The sequence below is a fragment of the Pseudomonas sp. Pseusp16 genome, assembly GCF_047324915.1.
In the GTDB taxonomy this organism is placed as follows: Bacteria; Pseudomonadota; Gammaproteobacteria; order Pseudomonadales; family Pseudomonadaceae; genus Aquipseudomonas; species Aquipseudomonas fluorescens_CD.
In genome coordinates this window covers 3,766,281-3,779,341 of record NZ_CP168522.1, presented here as the reverse complement: position 1 = coordinate 3,779,341, position 13,061 = coordinate 3,766,281, and the positions used below count along the sequence as shown (strand labels likewise).

The following is a 13,061-nucleotide window of genomic DNA, read 5'->3' as shown; positions in this document are numbered from 1 at the left end:
GAAATACGGAAACAAAGGGCGCACTCTAACCGCTGTGCTCTACCGGACGCCAGCCATGGCGCTGAATATCAACACGATTATTCAGGACACTGATGCCCTCCATGCGCAATCGTGCGCGCTGCTCATCCCCCGAAGGGCTGCCGACCGGCAGGCTGATACGTCCGTTTGCGCCCAGAACGCGATGCCAGGGCAACTTGCTGTCGCTCGGCAATTGGCTGAGGGTGCGGCCGACCCAGCGGGCGGCGCGACCCAGTCCTGCAAGCTCGGCCAATTGACCGTAGCTGACGACCTTGCCCTCGGGAACTTGCGCCAGTGTCAGGTACAGTGCCGTGCGTCGGATTTGCGCCGCACTCTCGGGTTCATCGGTTGGATCGGTCACGTCCGTCATTCCTGAAAAAGTCTGCTTTACCGTCGTTAGAGTAATTCCTGTGCAGGAAGTTGAGAAATGAACTCAACAGAAATAGTCGGGTCAGTCCTTGTCAGGGCCTTGTTCCAACGGATAATGCCGACTTTTCTTGCAAGCCCGAGCCTGTATTTTGCATATGTTGTCCAGATCCCTGCTGTGTCTCGCTGTCCTCAGTGCTTCCACTCCCTTGCTGGCCGATACCGTGTGGTTGAAGAACGGTGACAAGCTGAGTGGCAAGATCACGCTGTTCGATGGCGGCAAGCTGCTGATCCAGACCGAGTACGCCGGTGCGGTGACGATCGACTGGAAACAGGTCAAGACCCTGGACAGCGATCAGGAATTGCTGGTCAAGCAGGATGCCTACAGTGGCGAGAAAGCCAAGGCGCTGAAAGCGGCGGATGCCGGCAAGGTCACGCTGGCCAATGGTGAAGCACCGAAGACGGTCGAGCTGGCGAGCATTCAGCAGATCCTCAAGCCAAAACCGGTGGTCGAGGATCTGGTGTGGAAAGGCAACGTCGATATCGCGCTGGATTATCAGCGGGCGGAAAACGATACCGATGACTACGGCATCGATTTCAAGACCAGTGCGCGTCACGGTCGCTGGCGGCATACCGCCGAAGGCGAATACAACCGTGAGTTCCAGGACAGCGTGGTGACCACCGACAATTGGCGGGCCGAGTACTCCATCGACCGGTTCCTGACCGAGCAATGGTTCTGGCAGGGGCGCCTGGTGTACAAGCGCGACAAGGTCGAAGACCTTTCCCGTCAGCGCACCGTCGGTACCGGTCCCGGCTATCAGTTCTGGGATGACGAGCTCGGGGCCTTCTCCCTGGGGTCGTTGATCAACCACACGGACTTTGAGTTCTCTGATGGCAGCAAGGACAATTTCTACGCCCTGGCCATGAAGTGGGACTACAACCGCTACCTGATCGGCAAGCGTGTCGAGTTTTTCACCAATGGTGAGGTCGGCAAGCCGCTGTCGGGCGTGGCCGACTACGCACTCGATGCCGAGATGGGGTTGCGCTACAAGGTGACTGACTGGGCTTCGCTGAACCTGAAGGCGGAGCGGGACATCATCAGCGGCACCGACGATGCGGATCTGGACAAGACACGCTACACCGCAGGGTTTGGCGTGACCTGGTAAGGACATCAAAAGATCGCCGCCTTGTGTGGACAAAAAACGTCCGCCCACAAAAAAGCCCCGCTGTTGAGAGCGGGGCTTTTTACTAAAGCAAGTACAAGTTAGATAACTTGAACTTCTTCAGCTTGCATGCCTTTCTGACCGCGGGTAGCGATGAAAGAAACCTGTTGGCCTTCTTTCAGGCTTTTGAAGCCGTCGGACTGGATAGCTTTGAAGTGAACGAACAGGTCGTCACCGGATTGTGGAGTGATGAAGCCGAAGCCTTTTTCATCGTTGAACCACTTAACGGTACCGGTTTGGCGATTAGACATGGTGTAACTCCTTGAACAAAGATAACTGCGACTCAGGAAGAACCCTGGCCGAGACTGAGTGCAAAGAGCAGGAAAAATTCTTGTAGATGGTTGGATCGAAATTCAACATATCGTGTAGAGATTCTCAGTGACACAAGCAGCACAGTGACGTCACCTTAACCCTTTTTCCGGGACGTGCCAATGCTTCTTGCGCAGGTTTCTCTGTTTTAAGGATCGGCGGTGTGACGGTTCGTCGCCAGCGCAGGTAATTCCTGCATGTTCGGCGAGAATTGCACCGCGGACTTTGAACCCGGCGGCGCGCCCGGTAAGATGCCGGACAGAATTTTTCGACCTCGCTATTCAGGACACCCGCCATGAGCATCAAATCGGACAAGTGGATTCGCCGCATGGCGCAAGAGCACGGCATGATCGAGCCTTTCGTCGAGCGCCAGATGCGCGGCAGCGACGATAGCCGTGTGATTTCCTATGGCGTGTCGAGCTATGGCTACGATGTACGTTGCACCAATCATTTCAAGGTGTTCACCAACATCAATTCGGCTATCGTCGACCCGAAAAACTTCGATGCCGGCAGCTTCGTCGACATCCACAGCGACGTATGCATCATTCCGCCGAACTCCTTCGCCCTGGCCAGCACCGTCGAATACTTCCGCATTCCGCGTAATGTATTGACCATTTGCCTGGGTAAAAGCACCTACGCGCGCTGCGGCATCATCGTCAACGTCACGCCGCTCGAGCCTGAGTGGGAAGGTCATGTGACCCTGGAGTTCTCCAACACCACCAATCTGCCGGCGAAAATCTACGCGAACGAAGGCGTGGCGCAGATGCTGTTCCTCGAGTCTGACGAAGAGTGTGAAGTGTCCTACAAGGACCGTGGCGGCAAGTATCAGGGCCAGCGTGGCGTGACCCTGCCTCGCACCTGAGTCAACCGTCCGGCAAATATCTGGAATTCCTGAGCGGGCGTACACTCTATGGAGTGTACTGCTCCGATCCGCGCAAGGCGGGTCGGGCCATCGCTCAGGAGTGCCGAATGAAGATCGATCCACGAATCAGTGCCGAACTGGCAAGGCTTGAACCCAATCAGGTTGGCGTTCTGGCCTGGTACTTGATGGCACATCCACCCGTCAGCATGGCGGGGGGCATCCCTGGTCAGCCTGACCCTGATACCCCGAACGAAGAGCCGATGGAACCTGGCGAACCCACTTTGCCGGATGAGCCACCGCCTGCGCCTGTTGTCTGACAGGCCAGACGCTACCGATCAAAAAAGTGGGAGCGGCGGTGCGGCGCTCCCACAGGTTATTTTTTCAGCCGTTACTTCAGGTTGCCACTCAGGAACTGCTTCAATCGCTCGCTTTTCGGATTGCCCAGCACGTCTTCCGGCGTGCCTTCTTCCTCAACCAGGCCCTGGTGCAGAAACAACACCTGGCTCGACACTTTGCGGGCGAAGCTCATTTCGTGGGTCACCATGATCATGGTCCGGCCTTCTTCGGCCAGGCCCTGGATCACTTTCAGTACTTCACCCACCAGTTCCGGGTCCAGCGCCGAAGTTGGTTCGTCGAACAGCATGACTTCCGGTTCCATGGCCAGTGCCCGGGCAATCGCAACCCGTTGTTGCTGACCGCCGGACAGGAATGCCGGGTACTGGTCCGCCACACGGGAGGCCAGCCCCACCTTGTCGAGGTAGCGCCGGGCGCGGTCCTCGGCTTCTTTCCTGTCGCACCCCAGCACCCGGCGCGGAGCCATGGTGATGTTTTCCAGCACTGTCATATGGCTCCACAGGTTGAAGTGCTGGAACACCATGGCCAGGCGGGTGCGAATGCGCTGCAGTTCATTGGCGTCGGCCACGTGCATGCCGTGGCGATCCTTGATCATGCGGACGTTCTGCCCGTCGAGGCTCATGGCGCCGTCGTTGGGTTGTTCAAGAAAGTTGATGCAACGCAGAAAAGTACTTTTACCCGAGCCACTGGCGCCGATCAGGCTGATGACGTCACCGGTTTTGGCCTTGAGTGAAACACCTTTGAGGACTTCATGGTCGCCATAGCTTTTATGCAGGCCTTCGATGGTCAATTTGTACATGGGGCATGCATCCTCAAGGCGAAAGTAGATAGCCGCTGCGATAGGCTTCGGTGCCCGCGACGTGGGCGATCACCATGCCGGCAGTGGCCATGCGACGCAGCGAACGGGCGTACATCAACCCGGCGGCGGAGCAATGAACGGGGGTGACGTGATCGTTGACCGGATCAATGATCTCGGCGATCAGTTGCCCTGCTTCCAGGTACTGTCCCGGTAGCGCGGTGAACACCAGCAGCCCGCCGACGGGCGTAGCCACCGGTTCTACGCCGGCCAGAGGTGTCGCCGGATAGGGCAGCTCGGGCAGGGGCGCGGGTTCGCCGGCGATCGCGCCGAAATGGATCAGGTAGTCGATCAACGCCTGACAGTCGAGGCTGGCCAGCGGGTGATTGACGTCGCCCTGGCCGCGCAATTCGACGGTCACGGAAAAACTGCCCGGCGGAATGTCGAAGTGTTCGCCGAAGCGTTCCTTCAACTGCCACCAGAGCAGGGTGAAGCATTCGTCGAACGACTGGCCACCGGAATCGGTTGCCAGCAGGCTGGCTTCGGCACCGATGTAGCGGGCCAGCGGCTCGACCTGCGGCCAGGCTTCAGGTGTGGTGTAGAGGTGTGCGACCGCTTCGAAATCGCAATGCAGGTCGAGCACCATGTCGGCGTCGCAGGCCAGTCGCTGCAGGGTCAGGCGCTGGGATTGCAGTTGGGTGCTGGCGGTCTGCCGGGCCAGCGCATCGCGCAGGCTGCTGCGGACCAATTGCTGATTGTGCTGCGGATCGTCACCGAGCTTGCCTTCGATCGCGTTGCCGACTTCCTCACTGAGGTCGACGAACCAGCGGTTGAAGTTCTGGCCGCTTTCCAGCTCATAGCGGCCCAGCGGCACATCCATCAGCACCTGTTCCAGGCCCACCGGATTGGCGATGGGCACCAGCACGATTTCGCTACGCAGGCGACCGGCAGCCTCCAGCTCCGCCAGTCGTTGCTTGAGGTGCCAGGCCACCAGCATGCCGGGCATTTCGTCGGCGTGCAGGGAGGCCTGGATGTATATCTTGCCGTTGGCCGGTTGTGGGCCGAAGTGAAAACTGTGGATCTGTCTCGCGGTCCCCGGCATTGGGGACAGCAGGTCATGTTTCTGGTGGCGCATGTACGTTAAGTCCTAGTGGGTCGGCCCGAGGAAGGCCAGCCATCGACGTTCGGCAAGGCGAAACAGGCCGACCAGCGCAAAAGTGACGGTCAGGTAGATCAGCGCGGCGATGCCGAACGACTGGAAAGTCAGGAAGGTCGCCGAGTTGGCGTCCCGCGCGACTTTCAGAATGTCCGGGATGGTCGCGGTGAAGGCCACGGTGGTCGAGTGCAGCATCAGAATCACTTCGTTGCTGTAGTAAGGCAACGAGCGACGCAGGGCGGACGGCATGATCACGTAGGCATACAGCTTCCAGCCAGTGAGGCCATAGGCCTTGGCCGCTTCGACTTCACCGTGGGCCATGCTGCGAATCGCCCCGGCGAAGATCTCCGTGGTGTAGGCGCAGGTGTTCAGGGCGAACGCCAGGATGGTGCAGTTCATCGCATCGCGAAAGAAGCTGTCGAGCAGCGGTTGCGCACGCACGGCGGCCAGGCTGTAGATCCCCGTGTAACAGATCAGCAGCTGAATATAGAGTGGCGTACCCCGAAACAGATAGGTGTAGAACTGCACCGGCCAGCGAATGTAGAAGTGTGGAGAAACCCGGGCGATGGACAGCGGGATCGACACGATGAAACCGATGAAAATCGAAGCGCTGAGCAGCCACATGGTCATGGCCAGGCCGGTGATGTTCTGTCCGTCGGTGTAGAGGAAGGCTTTCCAGTATTCCTGCAGGAGTTCGATCATCGTACGGCCTCCCGGGTGCCGGCAGCGTAGCGGCGTTCGAGCCAACGCAGAACGAAGTTGGAGGCACTGGTGATCAACAGGTAGATCAAGGCGGCGAGTACCAGGAAGTAAAACAGTTGATAGCTGCTTTTACCCGCATCCTGGGCAGCCTTGACCAGGTCGGCCAGGCCGATGATCGACACCAGTGCGGTAGCCTTGAGCATCACCATCCAGTTGTTGCCGATACCCGGCAGGGCAAAGCGCATCATTTGGGGGAACACCACGATCCAGAAGCGCTGGCCGCGTTTGAGACCGTAGGCGGTGGCCGCTTCGACCTGACCGCGCGGCACGGCGAGGATGGCGCCGCGGAAAGTTTCGGTGAAGTACGCGCCGTAGATGAAGCCCAGGGTCAGAACCCCGGCGCTGAACGGGTCAATCTCGATGTATTCCCATTCCATGTAGTCGGTGAGCGACGTCAGCCAGGTTTGCAGGCTGTAGAAGATCAGCAGCATCAGCACCAGATCCGGCACCCCGCGAATCAGCGTGGTGTAGCACTGGGCAGGCAGGCGCAGCAGTTTTACTTTCGACAGCTTGGCACTGGCGCCGAGCAGGCCGAGCAACACGGCCACCAGCAGCGACATCGCCGATAATTTGATGGTCATCCAGGTACCTTGCATCAGCAGCGGACCGAAGCCCTTGAGGCTGAAGGCAGAGAGCCCCAGATTTTGCAGGAGGTTTTCGAACATAAATCAGCAACCTGATCGGATGAAAAAAGCGCCCATCAAGAGATGGGCGCCGGGCATTATTTGCCGCTGTACAGATTCAGATCGCCAAAGTGTTTCTTCTGAATGGTGGCGTAGGTGCCATCATCGTGTAACGCTTTGATACCTTTATCCAAAAGCGCTTTCAGCTCGGTGTTACCTTTCTTAATGCCAACGGCTGTTTTGGCTGGCAGCAAAGCGTTGTCGACCGGCTTGCTGACATCGTAATCGGCACCCTGTGGGGACTTCAGGAAGCCCAGTTCGGCTTGCAGCATGTCCTGGATCCCTGCATCGAGACGACCGGAAGTCAAGTCGGCGTAGACCTGATCCTGGTTGGCGTACGCCTGGGTTTTTACGCCGGCCTTGTCCAGAACGGCTTTGGCATAGGCTTCCTGAATGGTGCCTTGTTCGTAGCCGACGGTTTTGCCCTTGAGCGAGGCAACGTCTTCAGTCACGCCAGAACCTTTCTTGAACACGTATGCGGTCGGGCCGGAGAACAGCTCGCTGGAGAAGTCGATCACTTTTTCGCGGGCCGGGGTAACGGTCATCGACGAGATCACGCCGTCGAATTTGTTGGCCTTAAGGCCAGGGATCATGCCGTCGAAGTCACTTTCGACCCACTTGCACTTGACCTTCAATTCGGCGCAGATCGCGTTCCCCAGATCGATGTCAAAGCCAACCAGGCTGCCATCGGCCGCTTTCGACTCGAACGGTGCGTAGGAAGGGTCAACGCCGAAACGCAGTTCTTTGTACTCCTTCGCCATGGCGGAGCCAGCAGCCACGCACAACGCCAGTGCAGAAAGGGTCAGCAATGCTTTTTTCATTATTCAATCCCTAAATACCAATATGAGCGCTCGTGGCGCAGAATTGTTGTTACTGGAAAGCGTAAGACCTATTGAAAGTAGCAATTTCCGAACCAGAGTGCCGAACAAGCGTTTAAAAAGGCGCTTGGAAATGGCCGGATACAGATTTATGCACGAAAACGGGCGCAGGGAAATGGGCGCACCCGTTCGGTTCAAAAAGAAAAAATATTGAGGATGAAAAGAGGGCCTAGCCGAGCAGATTTTGCAGGGTCGCCAAAGTGTCGGCTTCGTCGATCGACTTGTCCTTGCGCCAGCGCAACATCCGCGGGAAGCGCACGGCAATGCCACTTTTGTGACGGCGGGAGAGGGCGATGCCCTCAAAACCTAATTCAAACACCAGGCTTGGCTGAATGCTGGTCACGGGCCCGAACTTTTCCACCGTGGTCTTGCGCACGATGCTGTCGATCTGGCGGATTTCGTCATCGCTCAGCCCGGAATAAGCTTTGGCGAACGGCACAAGGGAGCGTTCGCTGGCATCTGGCGGGCCGTCCCAGACGGCGAATGTGTAATTGCTGTATAGGCTGGCCCGGCGTCCTTGCCCTTGTTGCGCATGGATCAGCACGGCGTCAACGCTGAACGGGTCGACTTTCCATTTCCACCACACGCCCATGTTCTTGGTCCGGCCGATGCCGTACAAGGCATCACGTGCCTTGAGCATCAGGCCCTCGACACCGAGGGCGCGGGATGCCTCGCGCTGGCGGGCGAGGTCGAGCCAGGTGTCGCCGGTCAACAATGGCGAGAGGCGCAACCGCGGATTGGCGCAATCACTGGCTACCCATTCCAGTTGCGCGCGTCGCTCGGCCTGGCTCCGGTTGCGCCAGTCCTCACCCTGCCACTCGAGCAAATCGAAGGCGAGCAGTACCACCGGTACTTCTTCGAGGGTTTTCCGGTCCAGGGTCTTGCGACCGATGCGTTGTTGCAGGTGGGCGTAGGGTTGCGCCGCTGGTTCGAAATCCGTTTCGACGGCGGTTGGCGCAGATTTCCAGGCGACGATCTCTGCGTCGATCACCGTCCCGTCGGGAAGGCCCAGAATCAAACTGTCCAGTTCCGGGAAGCGCTCGGTCACCAGTTCCTCACCCCGCGACCAGATCCACAGACGTCCGTCGCGCTTGATCACCTGGGCGCGGATGCCATCCCATTTCCATTCCGCCTGCCAATGCTGGACGGGACCGAGCAGCGTTTCGAATTGTTCCACCGGCGGCGACAAGGCATGGGCGAGAAAAAACGGGTAGGGCTGGCCGCCACGCTGGGCGTGTTCATCGAGCAATTCGGCGGCGATCAGTTTCAGAAAGCTGGTGGCGCTGGGGCGATGGGACTGCTCGGTGTAACCCACCAGCCGCTGCGCCACGCGTTTGCTGTCGAGGTGGGCCATGGCTGCCAGGGCGCGGGTGACCAGTAACCTGGACACCCCGACGCGCAAGCTGCCGGTGATCAGTTTGATGCAGACCATCAGGCTCAGGCTGTCCAGTTGCGCCCACAGAATCGGTAACCGATGCGCGAGGGACTGCGCTGGTTCGCCGCGCAGTGGCAGCAGTTTGTCCTCGACCCACGTGGCCAGCCCGTCGGTTGAACTGTGTGACACCTGCGGTAAAACCAGCGAAATGGTTTCCGCGAGATCACCGACGGCCTGGTAACTCTCTTCGAACAGCCATTCCGGCAAACCGGAAACCGCCACGGCCAATTCGCGCAATACCCGCACCGGCACCAATTGCCGGGGGCGTCCCCCCGACAGAAAGTACACCGCCCATGCGGCATCTTCCGGCGCGGCCTGGGTGAAGTAGTTTTGCATTGCCGCCAGTTTGGCGTTGTTCGAGGTGGAGGCGTCCAGTTCGGCATACAGCTCGGCGAACGCCTTCATGGCAGCACCTCGGCAGGCCCGGCCTGGGCAATGATCGCGTCTTCTTCGTCATCACCGTATTCGGTGTCGAACGCTGTGGCATCAAGACCCTGCTCGCGCAGCTGGCGTACCAATGCACCGGCCGATCCATGACTCACCATGACCCGTTCGGCGCCGGTCTGTTCGATAGCCCACAGCAGACCGGGCCAGTCGGCGTGGTCGGACAGCACGAAGCCTCGGTCCACACCGCGCCGTCGGCGTGTGCCGCGCAAACGCATCCAGCCACTGGCGAATCCATCGCTGTAATCGCCGAAGCGGCGCATCCAGCTGCTGTTCGCCGCCGAAGGCGGTGCCAGCACCAACGCCTTGCGCATCATCGGGTCGCTCTTTTTGATTTCGGCGGCATGAATCGTGGGCGGCAGATAAATCCCCGCTTCGCGGTAGATCCCGTTGATCGGTTCCACTTCGCTATGTACCAGGACGGGACCGAGTCGTGCATCGATGCCATGGAGAATGCGCTGGGCCTTGCCGAGGGAGCAACAGAACAGCACGCTGGTTTTTTCGACAGCGGCATTGGCTTGCCACCATTGATTGATTTCGGCAAACACCTGGGCCTGGGGTTGCCAGCGGTAGATCGGCAGGCCAAAGGTCGATTCGGTGATGAAGGTGTCGCAGCGTACGGGTTCAAACGGTGCGCAAGTGCCGTCGGGTTCGATCTTGTAGTCCCCGGAAGCCACCCAGACTTCTCCAGCGTATTCCAGTCGTACTTGTGCCGAGCCGAGCACGTGGCCAGCGGGATGAAAACTGAGGAACACACCATGATGCTGCAGGCGTTCGCCATAGCCCAGGGTTTGCAGGTCGATGGCCTGGCCCAGTCGCATGCGCAGAATGGCCTCGTCGGGCGCTGCCGCCAGGTAATGCTGATTGCCGGCGCGGGCATGGTCGCCGTGGGCGTGGGTGATCACGGCGCGTTCGACCGGCCGCCACGGGTCGATATAAAAGTCCCCGGCTGGGCAGTACAAACCTTCGGGACGCGAGACAACAAGGTCCATGGCATTGCCGGAATGGAGGAATTTGTTAGCTAAGAGTCTGATATGGGGCGTGAAGTTCTATCGGGACTCTGTGGGCGGATGAAATACCAATGTGGGAGCGGGCTTGCTCGCGAAAGCGGTCTGACATTCAAAGTAATGGTTGAATGTTCAATCGCCTTCGCGAGCAAGCCCGCTCCCACAAGGGATCAGTGTCAATCCTTTGCCCTGTGTTACTTGCCGGGGGTCAGCGTCAACCGCGCCTTGCCATAGGCGTTGTCGAAGTTCTGCGGCTGCATCGGCAGGCTCATGTATTGACCCTTGAGCCACGGTTCGATGCTGTTGAGGTAATTCGGGCTGGCCGGGTTGCCGGACTGGCCGGTGCCGTTCTGCGCCATCAGCGGTTCGGACTGGCCGAAGTCGACGATAAAGCGCATGGCTGGTGCCAGCGTGGTGTTGAAGTCCTGGCCCCAGGCGAAGGCAGCGGTGTTGAGCGTGGTGTGATCGCCGCCGGCCGGCAGCGGTCCGCGTACGGTCTGGCCGTTGCTGTTCTTCCATTCATAGCGATGCAGTTTGCCCCACTGCCAGGCTTTGTGATCGCTGCCCAACTGGCTGTCGCCTGCGCTGATCGCCGCGGCGAGGCTGCGAGCGAGGATGGCCGGTTTGTCTTCTTTCTGCGCGGTGCGCACGTCATCCCAGAACGGACTGTCCTCACGCCCGAGCAAATGATCGGCCTGGGCCGAGTAAGACAACTTGCCGTCGGCGATAAAGGCCTTCCACGCCGGGCTGCTTTCCGGGCCCAGTTCATCGAGGAAGATCTGCCGGATGCTTTCCTGCAGGAACAGTTCGTAGATTGCCGCATCGGTGGAGGTCGGGCCGAGCTTGCCGTCGAACGCCATCAAGCGGCTGTAGGCCTCGTGTGCCTTGGCGCGATCGGTCGCCGGCAAGGCGTCGATGGCTTGCTTGAGTGGCTGGGACATGCCCGGCGCTTCAAACATCTTCTTCAGCTTGGCAGCGAAGGTCGTGGTCTGGTCGTATTGCATGGCAATCAGGCTGCGGCTGTCATGTTTGCCTGCGCCGGCCAGTTCGGCCAGGCGCTCGCCGCGCTCCGGTGCCGCCCACGAATTGGACAATTGCATGCCGTAGCCATGGGGAATGACCCGCTGGTTGGCAGTGCCAAGCCAGCCTTGGGCTGGGTCCTGGTCGTACGGGTGCAGCATCGGGTCGGCATAACCGTCCCAATCGTAGCGGCCTTCCCAGCCCGGCGAGGGCAGCAGGCCTTCGCCTTCGCGGCGGTTCGGGTAACGACCGGTGACTTGCCAGCCGATGTGGCTGGCATCGGCAAATACCAGGTTCAGCGCGATGGCGCGGATTTCGCGGCTGGCATCCGAGGCTTTCTCAACGCTCTGGGTGCGGGACAGGTCGAAGAACGCGTCCAGGCTCTTGTCGTCGGTGAAGTTCGGCATCTGCAAGGCCAGGCCGAAACCGTTGGCCAGGGTGGTGCCCTGTGCGCTGTTGAGCAGCGGGCCGTGACGGGTTTCGTACACGGCTTCGCGAATCGGCCGCTGGCCTTTGATGAAATAGGTTTCGTTGCGCACGATCACCGGTTGCCATTTCCCGGCGTTTTCGTAGGTGAGCCCGTTGCCCTGGCGTTTGATCTTCTCCAGGAACAGGTCCTGGTTGTCGCCCATCACGGACGTCATGCTCCACGCCACTTTGCCGTTGAAACCTCCCAGCACCATTGGCAGGCCCGCGATGGTCACGCCGGACGCCTGATACTTCGGCGCGCGAATCTGCACGTAACTGAACAGCGAAGGCACGCCCTGCGGGCCGTGACTGTCACTGGCCAACAGGCTCTTGCCGCTGCGGCTGCGTTGCGGGGCGATGGCCCAGTTGTTCGACGAGGTGGCACCCAGCAGATTCAGGTCCGACAGTTGCCCGGTGGCTTTACTGAGTTCGGCCAGCCCCGGGACTTGCCCGTTGAGCTTGAGTCCTTGCAGTTTTTCGCTTTCGGCGACCGGCAGTTTTTCATCGGGTGCCGACGGTGTCAGCCACGCGAGTTTGTCGGTGGTGACGGTCTGGGCCAGTACCAATGAGGAAATTTCTTCCGGCAGGTTGGTCGACTGGCTGAAGTTCAGCAGGCAGAAAATCAGCGCCGAATCTTCCGGCTGCCAGTATTCAGGCTTGTAGCCGCTGGCCGCCAGGTCCGCCGGCAGTTTGTCGCGGTAGCGGAACAGGTAGGCGTTGACACCCCGCGCATAGACCTCGAAGAAACGCTTGAGGCGCGGCGACGAGGCCTTGTACAACTCGCCAGCACTTTTCTTCAGGTTGACCGCCCGCATGTAACGGTCGGCATCCAGCAGGTCCGCACCCTGCATCTCGGCCAAGCGGCCCTGGGCCAGCAGGCGCAGGGTGACCATTTGCGTGATGCGTTCGCTGGCATGCACGTAACCGAGGGTGAACAGCGCGTCGTGGAAGCTGTTGCTTTCGATCAGCGGCATGCCCATGGCATTGCGGCGCACCGAAACGTTCTGCGCCAGGCCCTTGAGCGGTTGTACGCCGGAGGTCGGCGGGAGGGTGTCCTGGGCGTTGAAGTTCTGACAACCGGTCAGGCTCAAGACACCGGCCACTGCTGCGGCAACGCCGAACCGGGGTAGAAAGTGAGTAAGGGCTGGCGAGGCCATGGCAAAGCTCCTGCGGGGGTAGAGGCGGCGGTGCGCAATAAAGGCGCTACGTTAGTGAGCGGGAGGTGGCCGCGCAAGCGGGGTGCAAGGTTATTTCAGGATTTGTCTGATAAACCTGAAAGA

Annotated in this window: 13 protein-coding genes; 3 read left to right on the top strand and 10 right to left on the bottom strand. The window is 59.7% G+C overall.

The annotated features are described in order from the left end of the window. Positions 1-25 precede the first annotated feature (25 nt). Positions 26-388, bottom strand: a complete 363-nt coding sequence (locus ACEN8Q_RS17300; protein WP_256356894.1) for an MGMT family protein — start codon at positions 386-388, stop codon at positions 26-28. 154 nt (positions 389-542) lie between these two features. Here ACEN8Q_RS17300 and ACEN8Q_RS17295 point away from each other — a divergent pair, with 154 nt between their 5' ends. Continuing rightward, entirely contained in the window at positions 543-1,550 is a 1,008-nt protein-coding gene (locus ACEN8Q_RS17295; protein ID WP_413424544.1) for a DUF481 domain-containing protein, read from the top strand. Positions 1,551-1,648: 98 nt separating this feature from the next. On the opposite strand, the gene ACEN8Q_RS17290 is transcribed toward ACEN8Q_RS17295, so the two are convergent. Next, positions 1,649-1,858: a cold-shock protein gene (locus ACEN8Q_RS17290; RefSeq protein WP_002554837.1), complete on the bottom strand. Its 210-nt coding sequence runs from the start codon at positions 1,856-1,858 to the stop codon at positions 1,649-1,651. A 353-nt stretch (positions 1,859-2,211) separates the two neighbouring features. Between ACEN8Q_RS17290 and dcd the strand changes: the two genes are divergently transcribed. Beyond that, entirely contained in the window at positions 2,212-2,778 is a 567-nt protein-coding gene (dcd, locus tag ACEN8Q_RS17285) for a dCTP deaminase (RefSeq protein ID WP_007940589.1), read from the top strand. A 107-nt stretch (positions 2,779-2,885) separates the two neighbouring features. Continuing rightward, positions 2,886-3,095: a hypothetical protein gene (locus ACEN8Q_RS17280; RefSeq protein WP_043302162.1), complete on the top strand. Its 210-nt coding sequence runs from the start codon at positions 2,886-2,888 to the stop codon at positions 3,093-3,095. Between the two features lie 71 nt (positions 3,096-3,166). On the opposite strand, the gene ACEN8Q_RS17275 is transcribed toward ACEN8Q_RS17280, so the two are convergent. From ACEN8Q_RS17275 to ACEN8Q_RS17240, 8 genes are all read right to left on the bottom strand, one after another. After that, the gene (locus tag ACEN8Q_RS17275; RefSeq protein ID WP_413424541.1) at positions 3,167-3,931 is read right to left on the bottom strand and encodes an ABC transporter ATP-binding protein; all 765 of its coding nucleotides are present in this window, start codon (positions 3,929-3,931) and stop codon (positions 3,167-3,169) included. A gap of 13 nt (positions 3,932-3,944) precedes the next feature. Further along, positions 3,945-5,063: a succinylglutamate desuccinylase/aspartoacylase family protein gene (locus ACEN8Q_RS17270; RefSeq protein WP_413424539.1), complete on the bottom strand. Its 1,119-nt coding sequence runs from the start codon at positions 5,061-5,063 to the stop codon at positions 3,945-3,947. A gap of 12 nt (positions 5,064-5,075) precedes the next feature. Beyond that, positions 5,076-5,786, bottom strand: coding sequence for an ABC transporter permease (locus tag ACEN8Q_RS17265; protein ID WP_413424537.1), 711 nt, complete (start codon positions 5,784-5,786; stop codon positions 5,076-5,078). Beyond that, positions 5,783-6,511, bottom strand: coding sequence for an ABC transporter permease (locus ACEN8Q_RS17260; RefSeq protein ID WP_413424535.1), 729 nt, complete (start codon positions 6,509-6,511; stop codon positions 5,783-5,785). Before ACEN8Q_RS17260 ends, ACEN8Q_RS17265 begins: the two co-directional genes overlap by 4 nt. Positions 6,512-6,567: 56 nt before the next feature. After that, positions 6,568-7,350, bottom strand: a complete 783-nt coding sequence (locus tag ACEN8Q_RS17255) for a transporter substrate-binding domain-containing protein (protein WP_413424533.1) — start codon at positions 7,348-7,350, stop codon at positions 6,568-6,570. A gap of 226 nt (positions 7,351-7,576) precedes the next feature. Continuing rightward, positions 7,577-9,247 (bottom strand): ATP-dependent DNA ligase, encoded by a 1,671-nt coding sequence (locus tag ACEN8Q_RS17250; protein WP_413703480.1) that lies wholly within the window; start codon positions 9,245-9,247, stop codon positions 7,577-7,579. Beyond that, complete coding sequence (locus tag ACEN8Q_RS17245) at positions 9,244-10,278, bottom strand: ligase-associated DNA damage response exonuclease (RefSeq protein ID WP_413703479.1); 1,035 nt, start codon at positions 10,276-10,278, stop codon at positions 9,244-9,246. Before ACEN8Q_RS17245 ends, ACEN8Q_RS17250 begins: the two co-directional genes overlap by 4 nt. A gap of 209 nt (positions 10,279-10,487) precedes the next feature. Beyond that, positions 10,488-12,938, bottom strand: a complete 2,451-nt coding sequence (locus ACEN8Q_RS17240; protein WP_413703478.1) for a penicillin acylase family protein — start codon at positions 12,936-12,938, stop codon at positions 10,488-10,490. Between the last annotated feature and the right edge of the window lie 123 nt (positions 12,939-13,061).